At 60.0% G+C, this 15,296-nt stretch carries 15 protein-coding genes; 9 read left to right on the forward strand and 6 right to left on the reverse strand.

Features of this window, described 5'->3' with window-relative positions; translation table 11 throughout:
- Window positions 1–15 precede the first annotated feature (15 nt).
- From argJ to argH, 7 genes are all read left to right on the forward strand, one after another.
- A complete protein-coding gene (gene argJ / locus QP970_RS09890) occupies window positions 16–1,185 on the forward strand; it encodes a bifunctional glutamate N-acetyltransferase/amino-acid acetyltransferase ArgJ (protein ID WP_284849750.1) in 1,170 nt (389 codons plus the stop codon).
- 8 nt (window positions 1,186–1,193) lie between these two features.
- Entirely contained in the window at window positions 1,194–2,129 is a 936-nt protein-coding gene (argB, locus tag QP970_RS09895) for an acetylglutamate kinase (protein ID WP_284772194.1), read from the forward strand.
- Window positions 2,126–3,304, forward strand: a complete 1,179-nt coding sequence (locus tag QP970_RS09900; protein ID WP_284772193.1) for an acetylornithine transaminase — start codon at window positions 2,126–2,128, stop codon at window positions 3,302–3,304. Before argB ends, QP970_RS09900 begins: the two co-directional genes overlap by 4 nt.
- Window positions 3,301–4,221, forward strand: a complete 921-nt coding sequence (argF, locus tag QP970_RS09905) for an ornithine carbamoyltransferase (protein ID WP_284772192.1) — start codon at window positions 3,301–3,303, stop codon at window positions 4,219–4,221. Before QP970_RS09900 ends, argF begins: the two co-directional genes overlap by 4 nt.
- 3 nt (window positions 4,222–4,224) lie before the next feature.
- The gene (locus tag QP970_RS09910; protein ID WP_005282729.1) at window positions 4,225–4,707 is read left to right on the forward strand and encodes an arginine repressor; all 483 of its coding nucleotides are present in this window, start codon (window positions 4,225–4,227) and stop codon (window positions 4,705–4,707) included.
- 78 nt (window positions 4,708–4,785) lie between these two features.
- Entirely contained in the window at window positions 4,786–6,006 is a 1,221-nt protein-coding gene (locus tag QP970_RS09915; RefSeq protein ID WP_284772191.1) for an argininosuccinate synthase, read from the forward strand.
- 6 nt (window positions 6,007–6,012) lie between these two features.
- Window positions 6,013–7,452: an argininosuccinate lyase gene (gene argH, locus QP970_RS09920; RefSeq protein ID WP_284869900.1), complete on the forward strand. Its 1,440-nt coding sequence runs from the start codon at window positions 6,013–6,015 to the stop codon at window positions 7,450–7,452.
- 53 nt (window positions 7,453–7,505) lie between these two features.
- Here the strand turns inward: argH and QP970_RS09925 are convergent, their stop codons facing one another.
- Genes QP970_RS09925 through thiC form a run of 6 tightly spaced genes read right to left on the reverse strand, consistent with a single transcriptional unit; the run spans window position 7,506 to window position 13,409 of the window.
- On the reverse strand, window positions 7,506–8,666 hold the full coding sequence (locus QP970_RS09925) for a ThiF family adenylyltransferase (protein WP_284849749.1): 1,161 nt from the start codon (window positions 8,664–8,666) through the stop codon (window positions 7,506–7,508).
- The gene (locus QP970_RS09930) at window positions 8,666–9,448 is read right to left on the reverse strand and encodes a thiazole synthase (protein WP_284869901.1); all 783 of its coding nucleotides are present in this window, start codon (window positions 9,446–9,448) and stop codon (window positions 8,666–8,668) included. Before QP970_RS09930 ends, QP970_RS09925 begins: the two co-directional genes overlap by 1 nt.
- 9 nt (window positions 9,449–9,457) lie before the next feature.
- Window positions 9,458–9,661: a sulfur carrier protein ThiS gene (gene thiS / locus QP970_RS09935; RefSeq protein WP_284772187.1), complete on the reverse strand. Its 204-nt coding sequence runs from the start codon at window positions 9,659–9,661 to the stop codon at window positions 9,458–9,460.
- A 38-nt stretch (window positions 9,662–9,699) separates the two neighbouring features.
- The gene (gene thiO / locus QP970_RS09940; protein ID WP_284772186.1) at window positions 9,700–10,821 is read right to left on the reverse strand and encodes a glycine oxidase ThiO; all 1,122 of its coding nucleotides are present in this window, start codon (window positions 10,819–10,821) and stop codon (window positions 9,700–9,702) included.
- Entirely contained in the window at window positions 10,814–11,488 is a 675-nt protein-coding gene (locus tag QP970_RS09945) for a thiamine phosphate synthase (protein WP_284772185.1), read from the reverse strand. Before QP970_RS09945 ends, thiO begins: the two co-directional genes overlap by 8 nt.
- Window positions 11,478–13,409 (reverse strand): phosphomethylpyrimidine synthase ThiC, encoded by a 1,932-nt coding sequence (thiC, locus tag QP970_RS09950; RefSeq protein WP_284772184.1) that lies wholly within the window; start codon window positions 13,407–13,409, stop codon window positions 11,478–11,480. Before thiC ends, QP970_RS09945 begins: the two co-directional genes overlap by 11 nt.
- A 244-nt stretch (window positions 13,410–13,653) precedes the next feature.
- Between thiC and QP970_RS09955 the strand changes: the two genes are divergently transcribed.
- Both QP970_RS09955 and tyrS read left to right on the forward strand, forming a co-directional pair.
- A complete protein-coding gene (locus QP970_RS09955; protein WP_023017904.1) occupies window positions 13,654–13,821 on the forward strand; it encodes a Trm112 family protein in 168 nt (55 codons plus the stop codon).
- 54 nt (window positions 13,822–13,875) lie between these two features.
- On the forward strand, window positions 13,876–15,162 hold the full coding sequence (tyrS, locus tag QP970_RS09960) for a tyrosine--tRNA ligase (protein WP_284772183.1): 1,287 nt from the start codon (window positions 13,876–13,878) through the stop codon (window positions 15,160–15,162).
- Window positions 15,163–15,296 lie beyond the last annotated feature (134 nt).

The raw sequence follows: 15,296 nt of genomic DNA on the forward strand, positions 1-15,296 counted from the left end.
TTAGAGGAGAATTTTATGACTACACCTGGAATAACCGGGCCCGCCGGATTTAGCGCCGGCGCCGTGAAGGCCGGAATCAAGCCCTCTGGCAAGTCGGACTTGGCATTGATTATCAATGAAGGCCCGCGCTCGGACGCCGCGGCAGTGTTCACGCGCAATCGCGTGGTGGCGTCCCCCGTTAAGGTCTCCCGCGAGGCCGTAGCGGATGGCCAGCTGCGCGCCGTAGTCATCAACTCCGGCAATGCCAATGCGTGCAACGGCGCGCAAGGCGACGTCGATGCACGCGCAATGGTCGATGCCGTATCCCATGGCACGGATATCGCCGTGAAGGATATTGCCATTTGTTCTACCGGGCTCATCGGCGAGCCGCTGCCTATGGACAATGCGCTTGCGGGCATCGCGGACGTAGTCAATCACGTGGGCACGACCCCACAGCACGGCAATGACGCCGCCACTGCGATTATGACCACGGATACCGTTCCTAAGGAATCTGTTTATACGGGTGATGGTTGGTCCGTGGGCGCTATGGGCAAGGGCGTTGGCATGATGGCGCCGTCGCTTGCCACGATGTTGGTCTGCATTACTACCGATGCCGTCGCTGACGCAGCGGTCCTGCAAAGCTCGCTGGAGAAGGCCTGCGCACAGACGTTTAATACCTTGGATGTGGACGGTTCGACCTCTACCAATGACACCGTGATCGTCATGTCTTCCGGGGCCTCCGGCGTCCAGCCCAGCGAAGAGGAGTTGGATCAGGCAATCCTTGAGGTCTGCGCGGATATTGCGGATCAGCTCCAGGCCGATGCTGAGGGAGTGACAAAGCGCGTAAAGATCACCGTCGAAGGCACGGGCTCTGATGAGCAGGCGCTTAATGCCGCTCGCACCCTGGGGCGGGATAACTTATTCAAGTGCGCCATGTTCGGTTCCGATCCCAACTGGGGCAGGGTACTGGCCGCCGTCGGCATGGCGGATGCGGACATGGATCCGGACAATATCTCCGTCTACTTCAATGACCAGCCGGTATGCGTGCACTCGACGGGCGCGCCCGGAGCCCGCGATGTGGACTTGAGCGGGGCGGATATCGATGTCCGCGTGGATCTCGGCACCGGCGGTGAGGGAACGGCGTTCGTCTACACTACGGACCTGTCCTACTCCTACGTTGAGATCAACTCGGCGTATAGCTCCTAGGAGGAGAAATGTTTCCCGGATTAAATAATCAGGAACGCGCTACGGTGCTGGCTGAAGCCCTGCCATGGCTGCAGCACTTCCGCGATAAAATCGTCGTCGTCAAGTATGGCGGCAACGCCATGGTGGATGAGGAACTCAAGGAAGCCTTTGCGGCGGATATGGTGTTTCTGCGCACCATCGGGGCAAAGCCCGTCGTCGTCCACGGTGGTGGCCCGCAGATCAATTCCATGCTGGATAAGCTCGGCATAGAAGGAGAATTTAAGGGCGGTTTCCGCGTCACCTCACCCGAAATCATGGACGTGGTGCGCATGGTCCTTTTTGGTCAAGTCGGCCGCGGACTGGTGAACCTCATCAACTCGCACGGGCCATACGCCGTGGGCACAAGCGGTGAAGACGCAGGTCTCTTCCGCGCCACCAAGCGCTTTGTGGACGTAGAAGGAGAGGCAACCGATATCGGCATGGTGGGCGATATCGTGGAGGTCAACCCGGCAGCCGTCAATGACATCATCGAGGCCGGCCGCATCCCGGTGGTCTCTACCATCGCGCCAGGATCTGATGGCGAGGTGTATAACATCAACGCCGATAGCGCCGCGGGTGCGCTAGCGAGTGCACTGGGAGCAGAACGCCTGGTCATTTTGACCAACGTGGAAGGCCTTTATACCGACTGGCCAAATAAAGATTCCCTAGTGTCCAAAATCGAAAGCGATGAACTTACCGGACTGCTTCCCGGCCTGAGCTCCGGCATGATTCCCAAGATGGAATCCTGCCTCAACGCCGTGCAGGGCGGGGTTTCCGCGGCGCACGTCATCGATGGACGAATAGGCCATTCCGTGCTCCTTGAGCTTTTAACCCCGGGCGGCATTGGAACGATGGTCCTGCCCGATGATTACGAAAAACATGATTATCCCGAAGGCACAGTGTTTAGGAAGGACGATATCGCATGAGCATGCAAGAAACACTAACCGGCCGGTGGTCAGAAACGCTGGCCAATACCTATGGCCAGCCACCGCTAGGCTTGGTGTCCGGGGAGGGCGCCACCCTTACTGATGAAAACGGGAAAACCTACATTGACCTGCTGGCGGGTATCGCCGTTACTTCCTTGGGTTATGGCAATGCGGAGGTAGCAGATGCTGTTGCCAAGCAAAGCCGCGCCCTTGTGCATACCTCCAATCTTTTTGCCACCCAACCCGTGCTAGACGCCGGGGCAAAGCTGATTGAACGGGTGGGCGATAGCGAGGCGCGCGTATTTTTCTGCAACTCCGGATCGGAGGCAAACGAGGCGGCATTCAAACTCGCACGGCTGACCGGTAAGCGGCGCATCCTTGCTGCACACCATGGTTTTCACGGCCGCACGATGGGCTCTTTGGCCATGACTGGGCAGCCCGATAAACAAAAGGCATTCCGCCCACTGCCTAGTGGCGTGGAATTTTACCCCTACGGCGATATCGACTACCTGCGCCAGTTGGTGGAGCAAGATGCCGCGGATACCGCCGCCATAATCTTCGAGCCAATTCAGGGCGAGACCGGGGTCATCCCAGCTCCCGCCGGTTTTATGCGCGCCGTTTCTGATTTATGCGATGAACACGGTATTTTGCTCATCGTCGATGAGGTTCAGGCCGGAGCTGGGCGCACGGGGCAATTCTTTGCCCACGAGCTCGAAGATATTTCCCCCGATGTCATCACCATGGCCAAGGGGTTGGGTGCCGGATTGCCCATCGGCGCCACCATCACCCGCGGTCGCGCCAAGGACTTATTCCAGCCAGGTTCCCATGGGACCACCTTTGGCGGAAACCCCGTGGCGTGTGCGGCGGCCAATGTTGTACTCGATGCCCTCGATGAGAAGTTTTTGAATGATGTCTCCGCAAAGGGCGAGTATTTAACGCAGCAAGTCAAAAAGATTTCCGGGGTCAGCAATGTGCGCGGCCGCGGTCTTATGCTAGGTGTTGTATTAAATGCACCGGTGGCTCGCGAGGCCGTCAAGCGTGGATTTGAGCAGGGGATTATCCTCAATGCCCCGAGCGAGAAGATCCTGCGCCTTACCCCGCCACTGGTCATTTCCCAGCAGGAAATCGATACTGCCTTGGAAAAGCTACGCACCGTTGTGGAGGAATTAGTATGAGCTTGCGCCATTTCTTAGCCGATGATGACCTTAGCCCAGAGGAACAAAAAGAAGTCCTCGATCTCGCGGTTAAACTCAAGGCCGATCCGTTCGCGCGTCGCCCGTTGGAAGGCCCAAAGACGGTAGCCGTCCTTTTTGATAAGACGTCTACGCGCACCCGCTTTTCTTTTGAAACTGGAATCGCGCACATGGGCGGCAGCGCCATTACCGTTGACTCTTCGGGCACGCAGATGGGCAAGGGCGAGTCCTACCAGGATACGGCCGCGGTCCTGTCCCGTTACGTGGAGGCCATCGTCTGGCGTACCTATGCCCACGACAACCTGGAACAGATGGCGGAGACATCGACGGTTCCGCTGGTCAATGCGCTTTCCGATGACCTGCATCCCTGCCAAATCCTGGCTGATCTTCTAACCTGCCGGGAGAACTTTGGCGATCTTGCTGGCCGCAAGGCGGTCTATCTTGGGGATGGCAATAATAATATGGCCAATTCTTATATGATTGGCTTTGCTACCGCAGGCATGGATATTTCCATCGTGTCGCCGGAAGGGTTCCAGCCCCGTCCCGAATTTGTCGAGCGAGCACGGCGGCGCGGCAATGTGACGGTGACCGATGATGTGGAAGAAGTTTCCGGCGCTGATGTGGTAATAACGGATACCTGGGTATCTATGGGACAGGAAAACGATGGCCAGGACAGGCGCACCCCGTTCTTGCCATATCAGGTCTCTAAAGACGTGATGGCTAAGGCAAAGCAAGACGCGATTTTCTTGCACTGCCTGCCGGCCTATCGTGGGAATGAGGTGACCGAAGAGGTTATCGACGGACCGCAGTCCCGGGTTTTTGATGAGGCGGAAAACCGCCTGCACGCCCAAAAGGCACTATTGGTGTGGTTGCTTGATATCAATAAGGAGAACAACTAGGTCATGAGCACTCCGAGCACTCGAACTGCCCGGCAGGCAAAGATTTTGGAAATCCTGGACCGCAATCGCGTCACGAGCCAGGTGCAATTATCGGAGCTTTTGTTGGCAGAAGGCATCGATATTACGCAGGCCACGCTGTCGCGGGATCTTGATGAGCTGGGAGCGAAGAAGGTCAAGCGAGACGGTGGGCGCTCGTACTATATGGTCGCCGGCGAGCTGGAGCAATTCGAAGACCAGGTTGGCGGACCGCGCGAGAAGCTGCGGCGCATGTTGGATGAATTGGTGGTCTCTCACGATTCCTCGATGAATATTGCAATGCTGCGCACGCCAGCGGGCGCGGCGCAATACCTCGCCAGCTTTATCGACCGCGTGGGTCTGCACGACGTGGTGGGGTGCATCGCTGGTGATGACACCATTTTTGTGCTGGCGCGCGAGGGAGTTACCGGCGCAGAATTGGCGGAGACGCTGACCTCGCAGAGGATTTAATAAATGGTGGCATTCTCGCAACCGATCGTATATTATGTAACTAACCGAATTGTTTTCAATTAATTAAGGAGTCTTAGCATGTCTGCACGCGTAGTCTTGGCCTATTCCGGTGGCCTCGATACCTCGGTAGCCATTCCATACCTGGCAAAAATGACCGGCGGCGATGTCGTTGCCGTCTCCCTTGACTTGGGCCAGGGCGGCGAGGACATGGAGTCCGTACGCCAGCGCGCACTCGATTGCGGCGCGGTGGAGTCCATCGTTATCGATGCCAAAGATGAGTTTGCGGAGCAATACTGCGTGCCCACCATCAAGGCGAATGGCATGTATATGAAGCAGTACCCGCTGGTATCTGCCATTTCCCGCCCGCTTATTACCAAGCACCTCGTGAAGGCCGCGCAGGAGCACGGCGGGACGCACGTCTCCCACGGTTGTACCGGTAAGGGCAATGACCAGGTGCGCTTTGAGGTTTCTTTCCGCGCCCAGGATCCATCGCTAGAGATTGTGGCCCCAGCACGCGATTATGCATGGACTCGCGATAAGGCCATCGATTTTGCAGAAGAGATTAACCTGCCCATTGAGCAGTCGGCGGCCTCGCCATTTTCCATCGACCAGAACCTGTGGGGCCGTGCGGTAGAAACCGGCTTCCTTGAGGATCTGTGGAACCCACCGACAAAGGATCTCTACGCATATACGGAAGATCCGGGCCTGGGCAATGCTCCGGATGAGATCATCATTTCCTTTGAGAAGGGTGTTCCGGTTGCTGTCGATGGCAAGAAGCTGACCCCGCTGCAGGTCATCGAAGAGGTCAACCGCCGCGCCGGCGCCCAGGGCATCGGCCGCCTAGACATGGTAGAGGACCGGTTGGTGGGCATTAAGTCCCGCGAGGTCTACGAGGCACCGGGTGCCATGGTGCTCATCCAGGCCCACGAGGCGCTGGAGGATGTCACCGTGGAGCGCGAGCTCGCGCGCTACAAGCGCCTGACGGATGCACGGTGGTCCGAAGAGGTCTACGACGGCCTGTGGCACTCGCCGCTCAAGCGCTCCCTGGACGCCTTCATCGAGGAGTCCCAGGAGAATGTCACTGGCGATATCCGCCTGAGCCTGCACGCAGGTACCGCGACCGTGACCGGCCGCCGCTCTGGCCAGTCGCTGTACTCCTTCGATTTGGCTACCTACGACACCGGCGATGCCTTCGACCAGACCGCTGCAAAGGGCTTTGTCCAGTTGCACGGCTTGTCCACCCAGATTTCCAACCAGCGTGACCGCGAGGGTGGTTTCCCCACCAGCGCAGAGAAATAGGCACCGATGGAACCACACAAGACTAACGAAGGCGCGCTCTGGGGCGGCCGATTCTCCGGCGGCCCTTCCGAGGCGATGTTCGCCCTCTCGGTTTCCACCCATTTTGACTGGGTGCTTGCCCCTTACGACGTGTTTGCCTCGAAGGCGCATGCCAAGGTGCTGCACAAGGCAGGGCTGCTTTCCGATGCCAACCTCGACACCATGCTTTCCGGGCTCACCGAGCTCGGGGAGAGGGTAGCTTCGGGCGAATTTGTCCCAGCACCCACCGATGAAGACGTGCACGGCGCCATGGAGCGCGGCCTTATCGACATCGTCGGTCCCGAGGTGGGCGGCCGCCTGCGCGCGGGACGTTCCCGCAATGACCAGGTCGCCACGCTCTTTCGCATGTGGGTGCGCGATGCCATCCGCGATACGGCAGTGCAGGTCTCCGAGCTTGTCGATGCCCTAGCGGATCAAGCCGCCGCGCACCCCGAGGCCATCATGCCGGGTAAAACGCACTCCCAAGCCGCGCAGCCCATCTTGCTTGCGCACGAGCTGCTGGGCCACGCTCAGCCGCTGTTGCGCGATATTCAGCGACTGCAGGACTTGGATAAGCGGCTAGCCGTATCTCCATATGGTTCGGGTGCACTCGCAGGTTCCTCCCTGCAGCTCGATCCAGAGGCCATCGCCGCGGAACTCGGCTTTGATTCAGCCGCGGAGAACTCCTTGGATGGCACCGCTTCTCGCGATTTCGCTTCGGAGACGGCCTTTGTCTTGGCACAGATCGCCGTTGACATGTCCCGGCTGGCAGAAGAGATCATTTACTGGTGCACCCCGGAATACGGCTACGTCACCTTGGACGATGCATGGTCCACGGGCTCATCCATCATGCCGCAGAAGAAGAACCCGGATATCCCGGAACTTACCCGCGGCAAGACTGGGCGCCTGATTGGCAATCTCACCGGGTTGTTGTCCACGCTCAAGGCACAGCCGCTGGCTTATAACCGCGACCTGCAAGAGGACAAAGAACCCATCGTGGACTCGGTGGCACAGCTCAACCTATTGTTGCCATCGATGACCGGGCTCGTGTCCACCTTGTCCTTTAATGAAGACAGGATGCGCGAGTTGGCGCCACGCGGATTCACCTTGGCCACCGACTTGGCCGAGTGGATGGTGCGCCAAGGCGTGCCCTTCCGCGAAGCACACGAAGCTTCCGGCGCGTGCGTACGCATCGCCGAAGAGCGGGGAGTGGACCTGGTGGATCTCACTGATGAGGAACTCATGGGCGTCGACAAGCGGCTGACCCCAGAGGTGCATGAGGTCCTCACCATTGACGGTGCGGTCGCTTCCCGCACAACTAAGGGCGGAACCGCCGGGGTCCGCGTTGCTGAACAGCGCGAAACCGTCCGCGAACATGCCGCCGCAGCGCGCAAGTGGGCTACCGAACCGGTGCGCACGCAGAACTAGAAGGGCGACCGATAGGGGTCCTTTGGCTCATCTGGAAGATAAAAATGCCCTCATCAATGAGAGGAAGGGATTCCATGAGACGTTGCGGGCTGGCTCTTTATGCCGCCTGCAACGTTGTGCAGCTTAATGTCACGCTGTTCGGCTTCCTCGGCGAAGGCCGAGATGAAAGTGGCAGATCGCTTGCCGGAGGCGCAGTATACCCAGGCGTCGCTAAGCCCCTCGGACTGCAGGGAATCGAGCAGGGAGCGCACTATCCCTGGATCTTCCTGCCACTCGGACGTTGGTAAGTGGTAATGCTTCGCGGTGGCGTCAAAAAAGAAATCATCGATGGCAGCTTCCCCGGCTTCGCGTACGTCGATAGCCGCGGCGCCTTCGCGCAGATCGTCGAACATCGCGGCGGCAACTTCGGCCCCCAGCACGGTACAGGCAGCGTCACCGTAGTCTTTTTGCAGCTGTGTGGTTAGCTCACGTGCTGGGTCGTGGGGCACGCGGAAGTGAGTGATGGAGGAACTCAGGGCATCGTAGATGCTCAACAAACCTACCCGGTCGCGGTTCATGCCGGTGGCGAACTGAATCAGCTCGGTGGACATCAGGCCCGCGACCACGCTGGTGGTTACGCCCAGCACGCCGGCGGTGGCGCAATCCGGCACGGAATCGGGATCGGGTTGCAGAGGATAGAGATCGCGCATGCCCACGCCCGATTCGGCACCGGGTCCAGACCACCACACTGCGCAGTCACCGCGAAATCGCAGCACCGAACCCCATACCAGCGGGGTGCCGGTGATCTCCGCAGCATCGGCGGCTAGGAACTTGGTGGCAAACGTATCGGAACCATCCACCAGGATGTCCACTCCACGGAGGTAGTCCAACGCATTGTCCGCGGTGAGCCGGTCGCGAATCGCATGCACGACGATGCCTGGCTGTAGCTGTTCGAGCTTTTCGGCGGCGATCTCCACCTTGGATCTACCCACATCCTCGGCGCCGAACAGGATCTGGCGGTGGATATTGGTGAGATCCACCGTGTCGCCGTCGATAACAGAAATCTCGCCCACACCGGCGGCAGCCAGTTGCTGCATCAGGGGACATCCCAATCCGCCAGCGCCGATGACGAATACGTGGGTGCCGTGCAGCGCTTCCTGCTGGGCGATGCCAAAGCCGGGCAGCAGGGTTTGACGGGCCACTCTATGCAGCTCATCGTGGGGCAGTTGGCTCATTACAGGACCTTATCTTCCCAGCTAGCCAAACCTTCAAACGAGGACGAGGCCACGGCGTGCTGCCTTTTCGGAATGCGACTAGCTTGGCGGGCCAACCGGCCGCCTTCCACGGCGTATTTCATTGCAGAGGCCATCGCCAGGGGATCCTGGCAGCGGTTAATGGCACTGGCTAAAAGTACCCCATCGCAGCCCAGCTCCATGGCCAGCGCCGCATCGGAGGCCGTGCCCACACCGGCATCCAGCAGCACGGGAACCTGGGCGCGCGAACAAATCAGCTCAATATTGTGCGGGTTCAGGATGCCCAGACCTGTACCAATCGGCGAGCCCAAAGGCATCACCGCATCCACGCCCACGTCTTCTAGCCGCTTGGCGATGACCGGATCGTCACTCGTGTATGCCAGCACCACGAATCCTTCAGCAACCAGCATCTCGCAAGCATCCACGAGCTCCACCACGTCGGGCAAAAGCGTACGGTCATCAGCGATCACCTCTACCTTCACCCAATTGGTGCCCAGCGCCTCGCGGGCTAACTTGGCGGTGGTTACGGCATCGCGGGCGGTGCGGCATCCCGCAGTGTTGGGCAGCACGTCAATGTTTAACCGCTGTAAGAGCTCGAAGATGGACTCGCCACCGGGACTCTTAGCGCTGTGCCGACGCATGGCGACGGTGGTGAGCTGCGTACCGCTGGCAACCAGGGATTGCTCCAGCATGTCCTGGCTGCTGGCCCCGCCGGTTCCTATTACTAGGTGCGAATCGAATTGTTTGTCTGCAATAGTAAGCATAGGAGATTCCTACCCGCCCTGTACCGCGATGAGGACATCCAATTGGTCGCCGTCGGTAACCTCATGAGACCAGTTGCTGGCGGGGATCACATCGCCATTAATGGCCACGGCCACGCCCTTTGGCGAGGCATCGCCAGTCTCTGCTTCTACGATGGCGCTCACGGTGATCGGCCCATCGCTGTGGCGGGGCTCGCCATTAAGTGTGTAGTCCATGGTGCTTATTCCTTTCTTGTGAGGCTATTCTTGTGAGGCTATCGGGCGTGGCGTAGCGGATCGCAGGCCGAGATGTCCATCCTCGGGGACGTGCCCATTCCCAACTGGGCACCCACCTTAGCTCCCAGGGCGGACAGGAGGATTCCGTGGCGGAAGTAGCCGGTGGAAACCACTAGCCCGTCGCGTACTTTGCCCAGGTAGGGCAAATCATCGGGGGTGCCAGGCCGGGCTCCAACGATAGCCTCGATGAACTCGCAGTCCTCCAGCCCCGGCACCACGCGGATAGCATCGCGAAGGAGCGTGTGCACACCGTCCACGGACGGGCCCTTGCGGTTGTCCTCGCGGCTGGTGGCACCGATAGCGATGGTGCTGTCGGTGCGGGGGATAACATACACCGGCCGATCCTCCACGAATGCGCGCACCACTCGGGTGATTGGCGCTAGCTCTTCTGGTACCCGCAGCCTTAGCATGTCACCCAACACCGGCCGTAGCGCTAGGGGATTGGCGCCCTCGAACCAGCCATCCACGTCTTTGGCGCCCAGACCGTTGCAGAGGTAGATCATGTCGGCGGTGACCAGCTGGGCATCGGCAAGCAGCACAGTGTGCCCGTCGATGCGCGTTGCCGCCGTAGCCACGAAGCGAACCCCGGCGTGCTGCAGGTATTCCAACAGGCACGCGCTGAACATGCGCGGGTTGATCTGGTGATCGCCCGGGATTTCCACTGCGGCGGCCAGCTGGGGGCTGAGCCCAGGCTCTAGCTTTCGGGCCTGCCGAAGTGGCAGCGCGTGGGCATCCATGCCGTGTTTCTGCTGTAGCGCCAGCAGTTCGCGGATGTGCACGCCATCGGCGCGGTCGGCGCCCACCACCAGGGTGGATTCACGGCGATGCCCCGTCGGAGCGGTCGTTTTCGCACTCAACCTGGTTAGCAAATCCGGGAACATCTCGCCTGAAGCAACCATCAGCGGGTACAACGGCTCTTGCCGGTATTGCACCTCCGCCACCGGAGCCAGCATGCCGCCGGCCACGAACGTGGCTCCGCTAATGGGGTGGGGATCGATCACCACGATTTCCCGTGGGTCGACACCCGCATCCACCAGCTCGAATGCGGTGCTAAGCCCGATGATTCCCGCGCCAATGATGGCGTGCTCGGCATTATTCATGTGAACCTGTGGCTGCATTCGCGCGGTCGAAAGCTCGGACAACCGTGGTCGCCAGCGCCGCCGGATCGTCGGAGTCCATAAATGCGCGCACAATCGCGACACCAGCCACACCGGTTTCCGCCAGCGCTTCGGCGTCGGTGGCTTGCACATCACCAATCGCCACCACCGGAACGGCCGAAGCCGCGACGAGCGGGGGATAGCCTTCCAATCCCAGCGGGGCTCGACCAGAGGATTTCGTGGGCGTGGGGCGGAACGGACCCGCACCGATGTAGTCGATCACATCGGCGTACTCGTTAGCACCCTGCACGAGCTCGAGGGTGCCGGTGGTCAACCCGATGATCGCATCCTCGCCAAGAATCTGCCGTGCCAGGCGCGGATCCAGGTCGTCCTGGCCGATGTGTACGCCGTGGATATTGTGCTTACACATTAGCGCGGCGGCCACGTCGACTCGGTCATCGATAAGCACCCGCGTTGCTGAATTGGCCTCTTCGACCGCCGCCGCCACGTCGATAGCAAGCGCGGTCAGATCGCGCACGCTAATGGGCTTACTGCGAACTTGAATCACGCCCGCGCCACCGGCTGCTGCCGCTGCGGCAACCTGTACGACCTTCTCCTGCGGTGCGCCCGTCACGTGGTAGCACCGCAGGTCCAGCTGGTTAGCGCTCACTGTACGCCGCTGCTTCCTTCTGCAGGTCCTCAGAAACTTCCTTGGCCTCGTCCCGGTTTAGGTAGAGCTTGGATCCTGCACGACGGAACTCCTCGGCCATTTCTTCTTCGCCCTCGGCATTAGTGAAGTGCTCTTCGTCCACACTCTGGCGGCCGAAGCCCGGCAAGCCGAGGTCCTTGACTAGCGATTGCTTTTGGTCGGTGGCCAGAGCCTCGTCGATCTTCTCGCCGAACGCGTCGCGGATATCCTGGCTGATGCGCATGGAGCAGAACTTCGGTCCGCACATCGAGCAGAAGTGGGCGGTCTTCGCCGGCTCCGCGGGCAGGGTTTCGTCGTGGTAGGACTGGGCGGTATCCGGGTCCAGGGACAGGGCGAACTGGTCGTGCCAACGGAATTCGAAGCGCGCCTTGCTCATCGCATCGTCCCACTCGTGGGCGCCAGGGTGGCCCTTGGCGACGTCCGCCGCGTGCGCGGAGACCTTGTACGTGATCACGCCGGTCTTCACGTCATCCTTGTTCGGCAGACCCAGGTGCTCCTTCGGGGTGACGTAGCACAGCATTGCGGTACCGCCCATGGCGATGTTGGCTGCACCGATGGCGGAGGTGATGTGGTCGTAGCCGGGGGCAATGTCGGTAACCAGCGGCCCCAGGGTGTAGAACGGAGCGCCGCCGCACCATTCCTGCTCCTTTTCGTTGTTGACCTGCACCATGTTCAGTGGCACGTGGCCCGGGCCTTCGACCATGACCTGAACGTCGTACTCCCAGGCGCGGTGGGTCAGCTCGCCGATGGTCTTTAGCTCTGCGAACTGGGCTGCGTCGTTGGCATCGGCGATCGAGCCGGGGCGCAGGCCATCGCCAAGCGAGAACGCGACATCGTACTTGGCGAAGATCTCGCACAGCTCGTCGAAGTTCTCGTACAGGAAGGATTCCTTGTGGTGGGCCAGGCACCAGCCGGCCATGATGGAACCGCCGCGGGAGACAATGCCGGTCACGCGCTTGGTGGTCAGCGGCACGAAGGGCAGGCGCACGCCGGCGTGGATCGTCATGTAATCCACGCCCTGCTCGCATTGCTCGATCACGGTATCGCGGAAGATTTCCCAGGTCAGATCCTCGGCCACGCCGTCGACCTTCTCGAGGGCCTGGTAGATCGGCACGGTACCGATCGGCACCGGAGAGTTACGCATGATCCACTCGCGGGTGGTGTGAATGTCGTTGCCCGTGGATAGATCCATTACGGTATCTGCGCCCCAGCGCGTAGCCCAGCGCAGCTTGTCTACCTCTTCGCGGATGGAGGAGGTCACGGCGGAGTTACCGATGTTGGCGTTGATTTTCGTGTTGAAGGCATTGCCGATGATCATCGGCTCGGATTCCGGGTGGTTGATGTTATTCGGGATGATCGCCTTGCCGGAAGCAACTTGCTCCCGCACCTTTTCTACATCGCAGTGTTCGCGCAGTGCGACGTATTCCATTTCCGGGGTGATAATACCCTGGCGTGCGTAGTGCATCTGGGTTACGCGCTTGCCGTCTTTGGCCCGCAGCGTCTCGCGGCTTATGCCCTTCCACTCGTCGCTGGCCTCGCCACGCTTGAGGGCGCGGTTACCGTCGTCCAACAGGTTGCGTCGACGCCCCTCGTAGGCCTCCACATCGCCGCGAGCTTCGATCCACTCGCTGCGCAGTGCCTCTAGCCCCTCGGTCGGCTCGGCCCACGGGCCACGGGTGCGGTAGAGCTTCTGCGGCGCGTTCGGTCCGGTCGGGGAATCGTCCAGCTGAACCTCGGTCTCCGGCACCTCAAGGGTGAAGGTCTTGCCGAAGGACTCCACCTGCTTTTCGATGGGGGCGAAGCTGTGCTTCGGGTGGATTTCCGCACCGTACTCGTCGTTCGGGATGGTGGTACGGGTGTGCTGGGCAGACGTATCCGTCATAGTTGACTCTCCTCATTCTTCCTTCGCTGGTTCTAACCAGGCAGGTTCTAGCGGTACTCGCGCAGGTGTACAGCGCGATCTCAGCTCGATACCTCGAGCGCCCGTGTTCGGTTGCGCCTTCCACTGTAACGCACAGCACGCGAGGGTGAAGATATGGGCTAGGGGATTGACCGAGGGGACATCGGCAAGCAACATCAGGGAGTCACTAAATAGGTTGTCTGGGGTACGGGTTAGACTAAGCAGCATGATCGATCAGAAGCTCCTAGAGATCCTCGTGTGCCCCATCGACAAGCAGCCGCTGGAGGATCACGGCGACTATTTGGTGAACCCAAGGCTGAACAAGGCCTATCCGGTGCAGGATGGTATTCCGGTCATGCTGGTCGACGAAGCCAAGGACTGGCCCATTAAGTAGAGCGACGCGCTCTGGAAAGAAAACACGTAATAGGCAACAAGGGAACACCTACGTATGAGCAACACCACGAACATCATCGATGAACTGCAATGGCGCGGGCTGATAAACCAGTCGACAGATCTAGAGGCATTGAAGGAAGCCGCAGAGAGCCCGATCAGCTTGTACTGCGGTTTCGACCCGACGGGAAGCTCGCTGCACGCTGGCCACCTCGTGCCGCTGATTATGCTGAAGCGCTTCCAACAATTCGGTCACCGTCCCATCGCGCTGGCCGGTGGCGCGACGGGAATGATCGGTGACCCACGCGATGTCGGAGAGCGATCCATGCTCTCGGAAGAGCAGATCGCAGAGAATATGCAGGCAATCAAGGACCAACTTGAGGCCTTCGTCGACTTCACTGAGGCGGGCGAGTCCGCAATCCCAGCAGTGATGGTGAACAATGCGGACTGGACTAGCCAGATCAACGTCATCGAGTACCTACGCGATATCGGTAAGAACTTCTCGCTGAATACCATGCTGGACCGCGATACGGTCAAGCGCCGCCTGGAATCCGACGGCATTTCCTACACCGAGTTTTCCTACATGCTGCTGCAGGCAAACGACTTTGTGCACCTGCACAAAGAGTACGATTGTGTGCTGCAAATTGGCGGTGGCGACCAGTGGGGAAACATCGTTTCCGGCGTCGATCTGAACCGTCGCGTGAATGGTGCGAAGGTCCATGGCCTGACGGTGCCGTTGGTGACAGATGCCGAGGGCAATAAGTTTGGCAAGTCCACCGGCGGCGGCAAACTGTGGCTGGATCCTCAGCTGACCAGCCCGTACTCCTGGTACCAGTACTTCATCAATGCTGGCGACGCGGTGGTTATCGATTACCTGCGTTGGTTTACCTTCCTCACCCAGGAGGAGATCGCAGAGCTGGCGCGCAAGGTAGAGGAGGAACCCCACAAACGTGAGGCGCAACGCGTATTGGCGCGGGAGATGACCACCTTGGTGCACGGCGAGCAGGCCACCGAAGCAGTGGAGCTGGCTTCCCAGGCGTTGTTTGGTAAGGCAGAGCTGCAGGATTTGGACGAGGCCACGTTGTCTTCCGCATTGCAGGAAACCGAGATTGCCGAGGTCGACCCAGCGGCCACGATTCTGGATCTGTTGGTTGAGGCGGGACTGGAAAAATCAAAGGGTGCTGCGCGCCGCACCGTGGGCGAGGGTGGCGCCTACGTGAATAACCAGCGCATCGAGGACATCGAGTGGTCGCCGAATTCCAACGATCTGCTGCACGGTTCGTGGCTGGTGCTGCGTAAGGGCAAGAAGCGCTTCGCCGGGGCACGGGTCGTGGATCCTTCCTAAGAGCGTCACCTTAGCTGTTGACTGATCCCTTGGTAATCGCGTTTTGCGTGTTTACCAGGGGATTTGTGTGTTTTTCGGGGTTGGGTGTAACTTTATCGAAGTCGCCGAGAGGTAGCCGGTTGGTTACTTTTGAG

Source organism: Corynebacterium sp. MSK073 (genome assembly GCF_030232085.1).
Classification (GTDB): Bacteria; Actinomycetota; Actinomycetes; order Mycobacteriales; family Mycobacteriaceae; genus Corynebacterium.

Coding starts and splice junctions, on each gene's coding strand:
- argJ (WP_284849750.1), top strand. CDS start 16: ATGACTACACCTGGAATAACCGGGCCCGCCGGATTTAGCGCCGGCGCC.
- argB (WP_284772194.1), top strand. CDS start 1,194: ATGTTTCCCGGATTAAATAATCAGGAACGCGCTACGGTGCTGGCTGAA.
- QP970_RS09900 (WP_284772193.1), top strand. CDS start 2,126: ATGAGCATGCAAGAAACACTAACCGGCCGGTGGTCAGAAACGCTGGCC.
- argF (WP_284772192.1), top strand. CDS start 3,301: ATGAGCTTGCGCCATTTCTTAGCCGATGATGACCTTAGCCCAGAGGAA.
- QP970_RS09910 (WP_005282729.1), top strand. CDS start 4,225: ATGAGCACTCCGAGCACTCGAACTGCCCGGCAGGCAAAGATTTTGGAA.
- QP970_RS09915 (WP_284772191.1), top strand. CDS start 4,786: ATGTCTGCACGCGTAGTCTTGGCCTATTCCGGTGGCCTCGATACCTCG.
- argH (WP_284869900.1), top strand. CDS start 6,013: ATGGAACCACACAAGACTAACGAAGGCGCGCTCTGGGGCGGCCGATTC.
- QP970_RS09925 (WP_284849749.1), bottom strand. CDS start 8,666: ATGAGCCAACTGCCCCACGATGAGCTGCATAGAGTGGCCCGTCAAACC.
- QP970_RS09930 (WP_284869901.1), bottom strand. CDS start 9,448: ATGCTTACTATTGCAGACAAACAATTCGATTCGCACCTAGTAATAGGA.
- thiS (WP_284772187.1), bottom strand. CDS start 9,661: ATGGACTACACACTTAATGGCGAGCCCCGCCACAGCGATGGGCCGATC.
- thiO (WP_284772186.1), bottom strand. CDS start 10,821: ATGAATAATGCCGAGCACGCCATCATTGGCGCGGGAATCATCGGGCTT.
- thiC (WP_284772184.1), bottom strand. CDS start 13,409: ATGACGGATACGTCTGCCCAGCACACCCGTACCACCATCCCGAACGAC.
- QP970_RS09955 (WP_023017904.1), top strand. CDS start 13,654: ATGATCGATCAGAAGCTCCTAGAGATCCTCGTGTGCCCCATCGACAAG.
- tyrS (WP_284772183.1), top strand. CDS start 13,876: ATGAGCAACACCACGAACATCATCGATGAACTGCAATGGCGCGGGCTG.